Source organism: Actinosynnema sp. NPDC053489, assembly GCF_044544865.1.
Lineage (GTDB): Bacteria > Actinomycetota > Actinomycetes > Mycobacteriales > Pseudonocardiaceae > Actinosynnema.
On sequence record NZ_JBITXT010000012.1, the window covers coordinates 206,098 to 220,421 of the forward strand.

General features: G+C 73.0%; 13 protein-coding genes. 5 read left to right on the forward strand and 8 right to left on the reverse strand.

The window, feature by feature from the left end:
- Positions 1-39: 39 nt before the first annotated feature.
- The gene (locus ACIGNX_RS26395) at positions 40-399 is read left to right on the forward strand and encodes an STAS domain-containing protein (RefSeq protein ID WP_396543383.1); all 360 of its coding nucleotides are present in this window, start codon (positions 40-42) and stop codon (positions 397-399) included.
- A 3-nt stretch (positions 400-402) separates the two neighbouring features.
- Here ACIGNX_RS26395 and ACIGNX_RS26400 read toward each other — a convergent pair whose 3' ends face one another.
- Genes ACIGNX_RS26400 through ACIGNX_RS26410 form a run of 3 tightly spaced genes read right to left on the reverse strand, consistent with a single transcriptional unit; the run spans position 403 to position 3,969 of the window.
- Complete coding sequence (locus ACIGNX_RS26400; protein WP_396543384.1) at positions 403-753, reverse strand: hypothetical protein; 351 nt, start codon at positions 751-753, stop codon at positions 403-405.
- A gap of 58 nt (positions 754-811) precedes the next feature.
- Positions 812-1,240, reverse strand: a complete 429-nt coding sequence (locus ACIGNX_RS26405; RefSeq protein ID WP_396543423.1) for a nucleoside deaminase — start codon at positions 1,238-1,240, stop codon at positions 812-814.
- Positions 1,241-1,278: 38 nt separating this feature from the next.
- On the reverse strand, positions 1,279-3,969 hold the full coding sequence (locus ACIGNX_RS26410) for a CHAT domain-containing protein (protein ID WP_396543385.1): 2,691 nt from the start codon (positions 3,967-3,969) through the stop codon (positions 1,279-1,281).
- Positions 3,970-4,044: 75 nt separating this feature from the next.
- On the opposite strand from ACIGNX_RS26410, the gene ACIGNX_RS26415 reads away from it, so the two are divergent.
- The 3 genes from ACIGNX_RS26415 (at position 4,045) to ACIGNX_RS26425 (ending at position 6,498) form a co-directional block, all read left to right on the forward strand.
- Positions 4,045-5,247 (forward strand): S8 family peptidase, encoded by a 1,203-nt coding sequence (locus tag ACIGNX_RS26415; RefSeq protein WP_396543386.1) that lies wholly within the window; start codon positions 4,045-4,047, stop codon positions 5,245-5,247.
- 188 nt (positions 5,248-5,435) lie between these two features.
- On the forward strand, positions 5,436-6,068 hold the full coding sequence (locus ACIGNX_RS26420; RefSeq protein ID WP_396543387.1) for an RNA polymerase sigma factor: 633 nt from the start codon (positions 5,436-5,438) through the stop codon (positions 6,066-6,068).
- Positions 6,034-6,498: a hypothetical protein gene (locus tag ACIGNX_RS26425; RefSeq protein ID WP_396543388.1), complete on the forward strand. Its 465-nt coding sequence runs from the start codon at positions 6,034-6,036 to the stop codon at positions 6,496-6,498. The genes ACIGNX_RS26420 and ACIGNX_RS26425 overlap by 35 nt, the downstream gene beginning before the upstream one ends.
- A gap of 64 nt (positions 6,499-6,562) precedes the next feature.
- Here ACIGNX_RS26425 and ACIGNX_RS26430 read toward each other — a convergent pair whose 3' ends face one another.
- The 5 genes from ACIGNX_RS26430 to ACIGNX_RS26450 form a co-directional block, all read right to left on the reverse strand.
- A complete protein-coding gene (locus ACIGNX_RS26430; protein ID WP_396543389.1) occupies positions 6,563-7,303 on the reverse strand; it encodes a class I SAM-dependent methyltransferase in 741 nt (246 codons plus the stop codon).
- 99 nt (positions 7,304-7,402) lie between these two features.
- Positions 7,403-7,999, reverse strand: coding sequence for an ATP/GTP-binding protein (locus ACIGNX_RS26435; protein WP_123746366.1), 597 nt, complete (start codon positions 7,997-7,999; stop codon positions 7,403-7,405).
- 47 nt (positions 8,000-8,046) lie between these two features.
- A complete protein-coding gene (locus ACIGNX_RS26440) occupies positions 8,047-8,469 on the reverse strand; it encodes a roadblock/LC7 domain-containing protein (protein WP_073890506.1) in 423 nt (140 codons plus the stop codon).
- Positions 8,466-11,525 (reverse strand): nitrate- and nitrite sensing domain-containing protein, encoded by a 3,060-nt coding sequence (locus ACIGNX_RS26445; RefSeq protein ID WP_396543390.1) that lies wholly within the window; start codon positions 11,523-11,525, stop codon positions 8,466-8,468. Before ACIGNX_RS26445 ends, ACIGNX_RS26440 begins: the two co-directional genes overlap by 4 nt.
- Positions 11,526-11,883: 358 nt before the next feature.
- Complete coding sequence (locus tag ACIGNX_RS26450) at positions 11,884-12,861, reverse strand: ABC transporter substrate-binding protein (protein ID WP_396543391.1); 978 nt, start codon at positions 12,859-12,861, stop codon at positions 11,884-11,886.
- A gap of 188 nt (positions 12,862-13,049) precedes the next feature.
- Here ACIGNX_RS26450 and ACIGNX_RS26455 point away from each other — a divergent pair, with 188 nt between their 5' ends.
- Positions 13,050-14,297, forward strand: a complete 1,248-nt coding sequence (locus ACIGNX_RS26455) for a 4-hydroxybenzoate 3-monooxygenase (RefSeq protein ID WP_396543392.1) — start codon at positions 13,050-13,052, stop codon at positions 14,295-14,297.
- Positions 14,298-14,324: the final 27 nt, after the last annotated feature.

Below are 14,324 nucleotides of genomic sequence, written 5' to 3' on the forward strand. Positions count from 1 at the left end.
GACGCCGCGCCGGCGTCGCTGAGTGAGAGGAGTACCGGCGTGCCAGAACCCGCGGCGACGCTCGCTTCCGTGCGGGTCGACAGACCTTCGGACGGCGTGGTGGTGCTGCACGTGTCGGGAGAGCTGGACACGAGCAGCGCGGAGGAGTTGACCAAACCGCTCACGGAGCACTTGGCCGAAGGCGTGCGGGGTGTGGTGGTGGACCTCGGTGGGGTGCGCTTCCTTGGCTCGGCGGGCTTGGAGTCCTTGGTGGTCGGCAACCAGAGGGCGAGCGCGTTGAGCATCCCCCTGGTGCTGGTGGCGACGAGCCGGGCGACCCAGCGGCCGATCGAGGCCACGGGGCTCAGCTCGGTGTTCACCGTCGTCGGTTCGATGGAAGAGGCTTTGACCCGGTTCTGAGGGTCACAGGGACCGGCGGACCGTCCTGATGGCGCAGCGCACCGCCCCCACGGGGGGCAGTGCGCCCGCCGGGGGCACCACCCACCGCGAGGCCGCGGCGGGGATGTGGCGCGGCCCGTGCCAGTAGCGGACGTCGGGCGGCGGCACGTGCCGCGGTCCGGGGTCCGGGTCGGGGGTGGCCAGGAACAGCCACCGCAGCCGGGGTCCGGGGATGGCGAGGATCGGGCCGAGGGGCCCGGCGGAGCGGAGCTGGGTGCTCACCTCCGCGCCCCAGCTGGCCGGCACCTCGACGGCGACCGCGCCTTCGGCCAGCACGAGGGAGTGGAGGGATTCGTCGACGTGCCACGGTTCCATGCCCGTCGATGGTGAGCGGTGTCCGTGTCGGAATTGTGTCGGCGCGCGACGCGGCGCGTTAATCCTGGCCGATGTCCTCGAACCAGAGCCCGGGTTCGGCGGCGATGAAGTCGGTCATCATCCGGGCGCACTCGTCGTCATCCAGCAGCGTGATTCGGACGCCGTGTTCGGCGAGCCATTCGTGACCGCCGCGGAACGTGCGCGCTTCTCCGATCACCACGTGCGGTATCCCGAATTGGCGAACGAGTCCGCTGCAATACCAGCACGGTGACAGCGTGGTGACCATGACGGTGTCGCGGTAGCCCGCGCGGCGGCCGGCGGCGCGGAACGCGGCGGTCTCGGCGTGGGTGGAGGCGTCGTCGTCCTGGACGCGGCGGTTGTGGCCGCGGCCCAGGAGGGTGCCGTCGGCGGTGAACAGGGCCGCGCCGATCGGGATGCCGCCCTCGGCGAGCCCGGCGCGCGCTTCGGCCACGGCCACGGCCAGCATGTCGCGTTCGTCCACGCGACCAACCTAGCCGCCGCTGGTCACGCGCCGAAGCAGAGGAAGCCGGCGCAGGCGGCGAACGCGGCGTCGCCGTCGTCCCGGTGCGCCTCTTGCGCGGCCGCCAGCGCCAGGGCGGGCGGGAGGCCCGCGCCGAGGCCGCGGTGCAGGTCGACCATGAGGGGTGTGGTGACCTCGGCGGGCACGGGGATGACCGGGGCGACCAGCGTGCGGGTGCCGAGCCCGAGCAGGGCGGCGGTGAAGCCCATCAGCTCGTCGCCGGGTCGCACGGCGGACAGGCCGGAGTCGCACGCCGACAGCACGACCAGGGCGGGCGGGGTGCGGAGCCGTTCGAGGTCGTAGGCGGTGAGCGGCCCGTCGGCCAGTTCGAGCGCGGAGAACAGGGGGTTGTCCGCGCGGAACGAGCCGTGCGCGGCCACGTGCGCGAGGGGCGCGCCGTCCATGGCCGACGCGACGGCGTCCACGGTGGCGTCGGCGCCGACCAGCACGGAGGCGGGTCCGGGGTCGAGGGCGGCGATCTCGGCGATCTCGGTGGGCGCGGCGGGCAGCCTCGGTCCGGCGGCGAGGACGGCCCTGTCGTGAGAGGCCCTGTCGTGAGCGGACCGGTCGTGAGCGGACCGGTCGTGAGCGGACCGGTCGTGAGCGGGCCGGTCGTGGGTGGCCCGGGTGGACGTGGCGGCGCGCAGCCACACCGTGGCCGACGGGACCACGGTGACCGCGCGGCCGCGGCAGGCGGGCAGGGCCGACCAGGGCAGGCCGCCGAGCCGGCCGGTGGGCGCCAGGACGAGGGGCCGGTCGTCCAGCCGTCGGCGCAGCGGTTCGAGCAGCCGGTTCTGGAGCAGCCCGGCGGCGTGCTCGGCGCCGGCGCGCACGGGGGTGCGGTCGACGTGCTCGGGCAGCGTGACGAGCCGGTGCAGGGCGAACCGCAGCAGCCGCAGCTCGCGCAGCGCGCCATCGAGGGGTCCGAGGTGGTGCAGCGACGCGCGGCCGCCCGCGACGACCACGGCGAGCAGCGCGCCCTCGTGGTCGACGTACTCGACGAGCGCCGAGCCGCCCAGCGCCCGGGCCAGCTCCCCCACCGCCGGTGGCTTGAACACCGCCCCGCCGCCACCGGTGCGGCGGGTCAGCTCGCGCACGCGCTGCTCGCCGCGCACCTGCCGCTGCCGCAGCGCCGCCGTGGGCCGCCCCGCGGTGGACGCCGCTTCCAGGTCCGCCGTCACGGCCCGCAGCTCGGCCAGCGCGTCGGCCAGGCCGGAGTCCTCGGGCGGTCGGGCGGGCGTCATCCGCAGCGCGCCGGCCCGCCACGCCTCCGCCCAGCTCAGCACCCGCCCGGCCCGGCCGCCGGCGACGGCCGAGCGCAGTCCTTCCGACGCGAGCGCCGCGCCCTGCGCCCCGCTCAACGCGCGCAGTTCCGTCGCGCCCAACGACACCCGGTAGTCGTCCAGCAGCGCGAGCCCGCGCCGCAACGCGATCTGCGCGCCGCGGGCGTTGCCGAGCAGGTCGCGCCGCAACGCCTCGGCGTACCAGCCCTGCACGCGGTGGGCGGCCGGTCCGCCGCGCCGGGCCGCGCCCGCCGCGGTCAGCTCCGCGACGGCCCGGGAGCGGTCGCCGAGGTCGCGGGCGACGAGGGCCGCGTCGACGCGCGCCTCCAGGCCGGCCATGCGCCAGCCGAGCGCGTCGAGGCGGGTGGCGACCCTGGCCAGCGCCGTCACGAGCGGCCTGGTGCGCTGCCCGCTGAGGTAGGCGGCGCGCAGCTCCACGTGCCGCGCGCCCTCGGCCCAGACCTCGCGCTTCTCCCGCCGGAACCCGGTGCGCGCGGCCACCGCCATCGTCACGGCGCGGTCCAGGTCGCCTTCCAGCAGCGCGACGCGGGCGCGGTAGAACATCGCCTCGGAGCGGGCCAGCACGAGGTCGCCGCCCAGCTCCTGCAGCGCCCGGTCGGCCTCGGCCCGCGCCTCCTCCAGCAGCGGCACGGACACCAGCAGCTCGAGCCGGTTGATCAGCAGCGCGGGCCGCGGCACCTCCAGCCGCCGGTACTCGCGCTCGGCCTCGGCGAACATCGTCAACGCCCGCGGCACGTCGCCCGCGCGCGAGGCGGAGATGCCCGCGTTCCACCGCACGTCGGCCACGGCGAGCGCCTGGTCGAGCTCCTGGTACAGCGCGGCGGCGCGGTCGAAGTCCTCGTCGGCGGCGCGCAGGCCGCCGGTGTAGGCGCGCAGCAGGCCGCGGTTGTTCAGCGCGCGGGCCTCGACCAGCCGCTCGCCGAACCGGCGGACGACCTCGATCGCGCCGTTGTACTCGCGCAACGCCTCGTCGTACCGGCACAGGTAGTGCAGCACCAGGCCGCGCTGCATGCGGCCGCTGCCCGCGTCCGCGCCGCGCAGGTGCGGCACGGCCTCGTTGATCGCGCGCAGCGCCTGGGCGTGCCTGCCGGTGGTGGACAGCACGAACGCGAGGCTCATCCGGGCCAGCGCCGCGGCCCTGGTCGAACCGGCCCGCTCGGCAGTGCGCACGGAGCGCCGCAGGTGCCGCAGGGCCGCGTCGAAGTCGTGCAGCTCGCGCCAGGCGAGGCCGATCGCGCGTTCGGCGGCGGATGCCTCCTCGCCGTCACCGGCGGCCCGCGCCGCCCGCAGCGCGGCGCGGCCCATCTCGATGGCCGCGTGCGGGTCCCGTTGCCGGGCTTCCAGCGCTGCGGCGGCGGAAACCCCTGCCACGGAACCACCTTATTACCGCGGGCGCTGTGGTAGCTTGCGCAGAGCCGGCCCCGTCGACGTCGCTGTGAGGCCACGGTGTCCCAACCGTCGAACCGCTCCGCGCTGTACCAGGACGCGTTCCGCCAGGTCATCTCCGCCCACAAGAGCTACCGGCTGCACCCGGAGCGGGGGCGGGAGTTCCTGTTCGTCTCCGGCGAGCTGCTGACCATCGCCGAGGACGTGGAGCGGGTGGCCCGCAAGCTCTCGCAGAGCGGCATCGGCAACGAGCGCGGGCGCGACGTCGCCGGGATGCCCCGGTTGCTGCTCACCCGCAACCCCGACGACATCCCGGAGGTCGTGCGGCTGCTGCGCGACCCGGCGCAGTGGCCCGGCGAGCGGGTGCCGTTCGTGCAGCCGCACCACGTGCTGGTGGGCCACGGCGGCAACATGCACGGCAACCCGGGCGAGCCGCCGCGCGTGGGCACGCCGCTGGCGGACCCGGACCAGGGGTCGACCGGACTCGGCAAGGGCGTCGTCGTCGGCGTCGTGGACACGGGGATCTCGCGGTCCGCCGCGACCGACCACCCGAACTGGCTGGGCGGCGCGTTCACCGCGCGGAGCGACGAGGTGGACCTCGCCTACCGCACCTCCGACCTGTTCGCCCTCGAGGGCGGGCACGGCACGTTCGTGGCCGGCGTGGTCCGGCAGGCCGCGCCGGGCGTGCGGGTCGACCCGGAGAAGGCGTTGGACCCCAACGGTTTGGGCACCGAGGAGGACTTCGTCCGGGCGCTGTCGTCGTTCGACGAGCAGGTCCGGGTCGTCAACGTGTCGCTGGGCTGCTTCACGCAGGACGACACGGCGTCGGAGCCGGTGCGCCGGGCGGTCGCGGCGCTGCCCGCGGACGTGGTCGTGGTCGCCTCGGCGGGCAACCAGGGCACGACCCGGCCGAGCTGGCCCGCCGCGCTGCCCGGGGTGGTCGCGGTGTCGGCGGTGGCCCAGGAGCGCGACGGCAGCCGGGCGCCCGCCTGCTACGCCAACCAGGGGTACTGGGTGGACGCGTGCGCGGTCGGGAACCGGACCAGCACCTTCCTCAAGGGCCGGTGGGAGCTGCCGGGCCTGCCGGTGGACGTGTTCGACCGGTGGGCCTACTGGCTGGGCACGTCGTTCGCCGCGCCGCACGTGGCCGGCCGGATCGCCGCGACGATGACGGAGCACGGCCTGTCGGCGACCGCCGCGCGGGACGCGCTGCTGGTGGGGAAGCCGGAGTTCTTCCCCGGTTACGGCGTCTTCGTGGAGTAACCCGTCCGGGTGGTCCCGGCGGGTGTCACGTGGGTGGCCCGCAGTCCCGTCGGGAGTTGTATCCGGCGGTGGCCCCGCGCCTCCGTAGTGTGTGGCGGAGAGAGACGCGAAACCCGTGACCCGGCAGGGGTCCGCACCGGCGCGGGCCGGGGCGGAGGCGCAGCATGCCCTGGACAAGAGGAGGGGACGTGACGCCTGCAGCCCCGATCGCCGAGCTCGTGAGCGCGGCGGCGGAGGGCGACGAGCGCGCGTGGGGCGAGATCGTCACGCGGTTCACGCCCCTGGTGCTGGCGGTCGTCCACCGGCACCGGTTGCGCCACGCGGACGCGGCGGACGTGCACCAGACGGTGTGGTTGCGGTTGGTGGAGCAGCTGGGCCGGCTGCGCGAGGCGCAGGCGCTGCCCGGCTGGATCGCCACGACCGCCCGCAACGAGTGCCTGCGGGTGCTGCGGGCGCAGCAGCGCACCCAGCCCTACGACCCGCAGTCGCAGGACGAGCCGGCGAGCCCGGACGACGCGATGGCGGACTTGGACGAGGAGCTGGAGGCGGCCCAGCGGCGGCACGCGCTGCGGGAGGGCTTCCGCTCGCTGCCCGAGCAGTGCCGGGTGCTGCTGGCCCGGCTGATGGCCGACCCGCCGCCCGCGTACGCGGCGGTCGCCGAGGAGCTGGCGATGCCGGTGGGCAGCATCGGGCCCACCCGGATCAGGTGCCTGGAGAAGTTGCGCAAGACTCCCGCGGTGCTGGAGCTGGCCGAGCCGCGGCCGGTGGGCGGAGGAGGTGTGGTCGGTGTTGAGGGACGATCCGGGGTGGGAAAGCGATGAGGTGCTGCTGCGGGAGCTGGGCGCGGCGCTCGCCGAGGAGCGGGACGTGCCCGAGCACCTGCTCCAGGCCGCGCGCGCCGCGTTCGCGTGGCGCACGGTCGACGCCGAGCTGCTGGCGCTGACCAGCTACGACTCGGTGCTGGACGACCAGTTGGCGGCGCGGGCGCGGACCGCGCGGACGGCGCGGCAGCTCGTGTTCGACGCCGAGGGCGTGTCCGTGCAGGTCGAGGTGACCGAGGCGGGGGTGGCGGGCCAGGTGCTGCCCGCCGGGCCCGGCCGGGTGGAGCTGGTCACGGCGACCGGGCCGGTGGAGGAGGCAGGGCTGGACGAGCTGGGCATGTTCCTGCTCGGGCCGCCGCCGTCGGGCCCGGTCCGGTTCCGCTGCGAGGTCGGCGGCACCACCGTGATGACCGAGTGGGTGACTGTGTGAACCCACCCGGGTGAACCCACCCGGGTGAACCCACCCGGGTGAACCCCTTGGGGTGGACCCGGCGTCAGCCGGTGCCTGGACCCGGCCGCGCGATCGTGATGATCTCGCGGCTCGTCGGCGTCAGCGGCGAGCGGTCCCAGGAGCCGTAGCGCTCGGCCACCGCCCACCCGGTCTCCCGCAACAGGGCGTCCAGGTGATCGGCGTCGGTGAACCGCAGGCTGCCCCGGTCCACGCGCGGCTCGGGCCAGTCGGGGCTGCTGAACGTCTCGGTCATCGTCACCAGCCCGTCGACCACGCTCTCCACGCGGTGCTCGACGCGCACCCGCTCGCCGCCCTCGCCGACGACCTCCGTGCCGTGCTCGGGCGTCCACCGCTCCCACGCCCGCGCGCCCGGGTTGCGGGTCTCGAACGCGAACCGGCCGTCCGGTCGCAGCACCGCGCGGACGGCGGCGAACTGCTCGCGCACCTCGTCGTCGGTGAGGAAGATTTGGAACACGTGCCCGGTCATCACGACCAGGTCGAACTCGGCGTTGAACGACGCCGTGCCCAGGTCGCCGCGCACCCACTCCACCCCGTCGGCCCGCCGCGCCTGCGCCAGCATGCCCTCGGCCGGGTCGAGCCCGACCAGCCGGCCGCGGTGCCCGGCGGCGCGCGCCTCCTTGAGCAGCACCCCCGTGCCGCAGCCGACGTCGAGCACCGCGTCGGCCGACAGCACCAGTCCCAGGTAGAAGTCGGTGTCGGCGCGCGAGTCGTTGATCAGGTCGTAGTAGGCCGCCAGGTCGGCGTCCTCGAAGGCGTCGGGCACCCGTCCGAGTGTGGCCCGCACGACGACGGGCCGCGACCGGATTTCCGGTCGCGGCCCGTGGCGGACGTCTGCCGGGCGAACCCGGCCAAGCGAACCCCGTCAGGCGAACGTGGGCTGCCGCATCGCGTGCTGCACCAGGGTGATCAGCGTCTGCTTGGTCGACTGCCGGTTGCGCGCGTCGCACGGCACGATCGGCACCGACTCGTCGATCGTCAGCGCCTCCCGGATGTCCTCGATCCGGTGGTGCAGCAGGCCGTCGAAGCAGTTCACGCCGACCACGTACGGCAGCTCGCGGTCCTCGAAGAAGTCGATCGAGGCGAACGCGTCGGACAGCCGGCGGGTGTCGACCAGCACGACCGCGCCGATCGCGCCGCGCACCAGGTCGTCCCACATGAACCAGAACCGGTGCTGGCCGGGGGTGCCGAACAGGTACAGGATGAGGTCGCTGTCCAGCGACACCCGCCCGAAGTCCATGGCCACCGTGGTGGTCATCTTGTTCGGCGTGGCCGACAGGTCGTCCACGCCGACGCTGGCCTCGGTCATGACCGCCTCGGTGGTCAGCGGCACGATTTCCGACACCGACCCGACGAAGGTCGTCTTGCCGACACCGAACCCGCCGGCCACCACGATCTTCGTCGACGTGACGGTCAGGCTCGCCGCGGGTGACCCCGGCCGCCCGGGAGCGCCACCGCTCATGTTGCTCTGCTTTCCCTAGTAGTAGGACCTCGCCGGGTGGTGGGACCTCAGCCGCGCATGGCGACGTGCAGCTGCGAGCGGATCTCCGGGGTGAGCTGGACGCCGACCCGCTCGACCAGCCGCGTCATCGCGTAGCCGATGAGGCCGATGTCGCAGTTGGGCGCGGCCAGGACCGCCAGGCACGAGCCGTCGCTGATGGACATGAGGAACAGGTAGCCCCGCTCCATCTCCACCACGGTCTGCTTGACGTCACCCGCCTCGAAGCAGCGGGCCGCGCCCAGGTTCAGGCTCACCAGGCCGGACGCGACGGCCGCGAGCTGCTCGGCGCGGTCGATCGGCAACCGCTCCGAGGACGCGAGCAACAGGCCGTCCGCGGAGACCACGATCGCGTGCGCGACGCCCGCGACCCGGGCGACGAAGTCATCGACCAGCCAACTGAAGTTGTCGAGTTCCTCGGTTGCGGTGGTCACTTCTGCTCCTTGGGCTGATCGCCGCCCCTGGCGGCGGTGGTGTTGTCCTCGTTGCCGAACGCCAAGCCCTCCCACGGCATGCCGGCTTCGTCGCCGGACTGCCGGCCGAGTTGGACACCTCGCTGGTAGGTGGCGAAGCGCTGGCGCAACCGGTCGGCCGACCGGCGCGGCGGCGCGGCGGTCGCCACGCCCGCCGGCGCGGCGCCGCCCGCCGACGGCTGGGCCGCCGGCGCGGGCCCGCGCGGCGCGGGCGCGGACAGCGAACCGGGCATCAGGCGCGCCTTGGGGACGCGCTTGGGCAGGCCCGCGGTGGTCGTGTCGTCCACAGGCGCCTTGAGGGCGCTGCTCGCGGCCGTCCAGCTGTCGTCCGCCGCCGCGCCCCAACCGGGCGTGGTCGACGCGCCGGACGACGGGATCGCCGACGGGGCGGGCTCGCGCTTGGGCAGGCCCGCCGGCGTGGAGCCGCGCGGCGCGGGCGGCGTCGGCCTGCTCACCGGCGCGGACGCGGTGATCAGGTCGGCCCGGTCGGTGTACGCGGTCTGCTCCGACGCGGTGCCCTCGTGACCGGCGCCGTTGTCGGTGCCCATCAGCTCGGCGCGGTCGGCGAACATCGTCCGCTCCGAGGCGGTCTCCGGCGGCACGCCCGCCGGCTGGTCGCCCAGCTCGCCGCGCACCCCGCCCTCGGCCTCGCCGCCCTGGAACCAGCGCGACAGCACGTCCTCGTAGATCGGCAGCCGCTGCGTGGAGGCGTCGTCCTCGTAGTCGTCGACGACGGGGGCGGGAGCCTGCGCGGCCCCGGCCCCGGCGGCGGCCGGCGGGTAGGAGTAGTCCGGCAGCTCGTCCGCGGGCGGCGGCACGGTCTCGGTGACGGTCGCGGTGAACAGGTCGTCCACCGGGGTCTGCTCGACCTGGAAGAACCCGCCGGGCTCGGCCTCGTGCGTGTGCACGACCTGCGGCCCGGTCGTGACGGGCAGCTCCAGCGGCGCGTAGCCGCCGGGCGCGACCTCCGGCGTCCACTTCGGCACGCCGGCCAGCACGCCGACCCCACTGTCCTCCAGCTGCGGCACGGCCTGGCGCGGCGGGAGCGCGGCGGGGGCGGGCTTCGGGGCGACGGCCTCGGGGCCGCGGTGCAGCAGGTCGACCGGGAGCACGACCTGGGCCGTGACGCCACCCTCTATGTCGTCGTTGTTGGTCAGCGTGACGCGGATGTTGTGCCGCTTCGCGAGCTGGCCGACCACGTACAGGCCCATCTCGCGGGCCACCGACACGTCGACCTCGGGCGGGTCGGCGAGCTTGGTGTTGGCCTCGATGACGTCCTGCTCCTGCATGCCGACACCGCGGTCGTGGATGCGGATGGACACCTCGCCGCGCCGGGTCTCGATCGCCCGCACGGTCACCTTGGTGGTGGGCTTGGAGAACGCGGTCGCGTTGTCCAGCAGCTCGGCGATGAGGTGCGCGAGGTCGTTGACCACGCGGCCCTGCACCTTCAGCTCGGGCGCGGGCGCGATCTGGATGCGGGCGTACTTCTCGACCTCGGACACCGCGGCGCCGAGCACCTCGGAGATCGGCACGGGCCGGGTGACGCGGCGGTTGACCGTGGTGCCGGAGAGCACCAGCAGGTTCTCGCTGTTGCGGCGCATCTGGGTGGCGAGGTGGTCCAGCTCGAACAGGCTGGCGAGCTGGTCGGGGTCCTGCTCGTCCTGCTCCAGCCGGTCGATGACGGTGATCTGCCGCTCGACCAGCGCCTGCGAGCGCCGGGACAGGTTGATGAACATGTCGTTGACGTTCGCGCGCAGCGCCACCTGCTCGACCGCGAGGCGGACGGCTTCGCGCTGCACGGCGTCGAACGCCCGCGCGACCTGGCCGACCTCCTCGGTGGTGTTGATCGGCACCGGCACCAGCGCCTCCTCGGCGGCGCGCGCCGGGTCGCGGTGCGTCCGGATGCGCTTGATGGCGTCCGGGAGGCGGTTGCGGGCCACGTCGAGGGCGGTGCGGCGCAGCACGCGCAGCGGCGTCAGCATCGAGCGCGCCACGAACGCCATGAGGGCGAACGCGATGACCAGCGCCACGGCGACCAGGGCCGCGTCGCGCCACGCGGACGCGCGGGCGGCCTCGGTCTCGTCGATCGCCGCCTGGTTGGCCTGCCGCTCGATGTCCTGCGACACCTGGCGCAACAGCGCGGCGGTCTGCTCGCCGACGGCGAGCACGTCGGTGTCCCGGATGGACACCTCGCCCTCGTCGTTCTCCTGCTGCTGCACCAGGGCGAGCTGCACCAGGCTGTTGCGGGCGTCGACCGGCGAACCGGTCACGGTGTCGGACAGCAGCTGGCGGTTGTCCTGGCTCGCGGTGTTGGCGAAGTCGGTGAGCGCGGCGTCCAACCGGGACTGCGCGGCGCGCAGCGCGTTGGCCTGGCCGGGCGCGAACTCGCCGCGCTTGGCCGCCGACAGCAGGATCGAGTTCTGCTGCGACAGCTGTTCCTTGGCCGAGTACAGCGCGAGGTTGGCACCGGTCAGCGGGGTGATCGTCTCGTTGCTCAGGCTGCTCGCGGTGGCGCGGTGCACCTGGGCGAGCGCCGCCAGTACCTGGCCGTACGCGCTGTGCACCGAGATGTCAGGGTACTTGGTGGTGGTCACCGTGTTCCGCAGCGCGTTCAGGCCGTCCAGCGCCTGCAACGACTTCTGGAACGACTCGCGCACCGCGTCGTCGACGCCGGCCGTGGCGGACGCCGCGACGTCGCGCAGCCTGCCCACCTCGGCGTCGACCTTGCTGGAGCGGGTCTGGAACTCGCCGCCGTTCTCCGTGCGGCCGCCCGCCACGAACCAGACCGCGGCGTCGCGTTCCAGCTGCAGGGCGTCGGACACCGACGCCACCTGGGCGGACAGCTGGAGCTCCCGCTGGACCTGGCCGAACAGGCCGACGTCGTCCAGCTGGGTGTTCAACCTCAGCCCGGCGAGGGTCAGCGTGCTCAGCGCGGGCACCAGGAGCACCACGGCCAGCTTGCTGCGCAGGCGCCAGTTCCGCAGTCGCCACCGGGAAACACCCCGGTCGGCGGGCACGGCGCCTGTGCTGGGACCCGAGTCGGGTGGACCGCTTCCCGCGGCACCCGTGTCGAGTTGAATCCGCTCCGGATCTCTCCCGGAGGCGTGGTCGTCGTGACCGCGCACCGTCAGCACACTCCCCAGCCCGGTGAAACGACACATCCCTACAAACCCGGTGGATCTTGGAGGAAAAATCCGCCGAGTCATACCGCCGTTCGGACGAGGTGGCCGGTAGTTTGCAAATCAACCATTGTCGCGCGCACCACACCTGGACGCGCTAAACGATCGCTAACCGGCGTTCATGGCTTTTTCACGCCCTCGACCCGAACGGGAAACACCCGAGGGGGGAGCCCGGCGCCGGGCTCCCCCCTCGAGATCAGCTACCCGACTGGGTGACCAACATCGGCTTGACGTCGAAGTCCTTCTCCAGCAAGCCGTAGGTTCGCATCAGGCTCGACACGCGCTGCAAGCGGGTCGCGTCCAGCGTGGTCGGGAACTCGCCGAAGTGCACGAGGCTGGCGGTTTCCTTGTCGACCTTGGCGTACTCGACCAGCAGCGGCTCGACCGTGGGGCGGTCCGCCGCGTCGCGCTGCCCCTTGGCCATCGCGCGCTGGAAGGCGGCGACGGTGTTCGGGTTCTCCTTCACGAACTTGCCGGTCGTGGCGTAGCCCGCGATCGGGATGTCCGCGGTCGGGCCGGAGGCGGCGTCGAGCACGGTGATCTGGCCGCTCGCGCGCTGGGCGCGGCTGATGAACGGCTCCACCATGAAGGCCGCGTCGACCGTGCCGTTCTGGACCGCGGCTTCCATGTCCGGGAACGGGAGCTCCTTGAACGTCACCTTCGAGGGGTTCACGTCGTTGGCTTCCAACGTGGCCTTCGCGGTGAGCTCGGCGATGTTCTTGAACGTGTTGATCGCGATGGTCTTGCCCTCGAGGTCCTTCGGCGCCTTGATCGGGGAGTCGGACTTGGCGAGGATCAGGAACATCTCGGGCTTGGCCTGGTACCCGTCGCTGACCAGCTTCAGGCCGTCGACGCTCTTGGCGGCCTCCTTGGCCTCGGCGGCGAAGAACGAGACCCAGTTGCCGAAGGAGAAGTCCAGGCTGCCGTTGATCAGGCCGGGGATGGCCATGGCGCCACCCTGGATGATCTCGGGCTTGACCTCCAGGCCCTCCTCCTTGAAGTAACCCTTCTTGATCGCGACGTGGACCGACGCGACGTCCAGGATGTTGAGCAGGCCGACCGTGACCGTGGCCTTCTCGACCTTGCCCGGCGCCGCGGCTCCGGTGGGCTTCTCCTCGGAACCACCGAGCGCACCGCAGGCGGAGACCACGGCGAGCATCGCGACTGCGGACACTGCGCCGATGATCCTTCGTGCCGAGAGGCCGACTCTTCGAGTCATGGGGGGCATCTCCTGTTGGAGTGACGACTTTGCGGGGGCAGGATGCACGGGCGACGGAGGCGCTGCGGAACCACTCAAAGTGATACGAGTGGATCGGCAAGACCCCAGTCGACCGACACTCGAAGGCTGATCCACTACCTTCGGTGAGCATCTTTGCACAGGCTGTCCAGAGGTTGGGGTATGCGGTGAGCGATCTTGACGCGGAATGGGCCGTACAGAGCAACCGGCGCCCGGTGGGCATCGTCGGTGCGGGCCCCGCGGGATTGACCTTGGGGAACCTGCTCCGCGAGGCCGGAATCCCCTGCGTGGTGCTGGAAAAAGGCACCCGCGAGTACATCGAGAGCCGGCCCCGCGCCGGGGTGCTGGAGCACCGCGCGGTGCAGATGTTGGCGGAGCACGGGCTCGCGGACCGGTTGCTCCGAGAGGCCGACAGGCACGGCGCGTGCGAATTCCGGGTGAACGGCGAGGCGTACGAAGTGGACTACGCCACGCTTTACGACGGGCAGACGCACTACATCTACCCGCAGCAGGAGGTCGTCCAGGACCTCGTGCGGCACTACGTCGACGAGCGCGGCGGCTCCGTGCGGTGGTCGGTCACGGACGTCGAGCTGCACGGCATCGAGTCGTCGGAATCGGCTCTGACCTGGACGAACGCGGACGGCACGCGGGAGCGGCTCGACTGCTCGTTCATCGCGGGCGCGGACGGGTTCCACGGCGTGACGCGGCGCAGCATCCCGCCGGGCGCGGTGCAGGAGTTCAGCCACCAGCACGGCATCGAGTGGCTGAGCATCCTGGCCGAGGCGCCGCCATCCACCCACAAGGTGATTTACGCGCTTCACCCGGATGGATTCGCGGGGCACATGCTCCGCAGTTCCACGGTTTCGCGCTACTACCTCCAGGTGCCGGTGGACGACACCGTGGACAACTGGCCGGACGAGCGGGTGTGGGCGGAGCTGCACAAGCGGTTGGCGCTTCGGGACTCCGACTGGAAGCTCACCGAGGGCCGCATCGTCGAGAAGCGCATCCTCGACATGCGCAGCCACGTGGTCGAACCGATGAACCACGGCAACCTGTACCTGCTCGGCGACGCCGCCCACATCATCACGCCTGTGGGCGCGAAGGGAATGAACCTCGCGTTGCACGACGCCGAGGTGCTGGCCGACGCCCTGACCCGGTACCACCGAACGGGTGATGAGACGGGGCTGCGGAGCTACTCCGAGGTGTGCCTGCGCCGCGTCTGGCGTGCGCAGGAGTTCTCGCAGTGGATGGTGTTCATGATCCACCGTTCGCCGGAGCCGTTCCTGAGCCGTTTGGGTCAGGCCCGGCTCGAACACCTCATCGCCTCGGGGTCGTCCGCGGGCTATTTCGCCCAAAACTACGTGGGGCCCTGAGCGGAACACCACGCGATTAGCCGGGGA

Excerpts from the sequence above, each read along its gene's own strand:
- ACIGNX_RS26400 (WP_396543384.1), bottom strand. The coding sequence starts at position 753 with ATGGAACCGTGGCACGTCGACGAATCCCTCCACTCCCTCGTGCTGGCC.
- ACIGNX_RS26405 (WP_396543423.1), bottom strand. The coding sequence starts at position 1,240 with ATGCTGGCCGTGGCCGTGGCCGAAGCGCGCGCCGGGCTCGCCGAGGGC.
- ACIGNX_RS26435 (WP_123746366.1), bottom strand. The coding sequence starts at position 7,999 with ATGAGCGGTGGCGCTCCCGGGCGGCCGGGGTCACCCGCGGCGAGCCTG.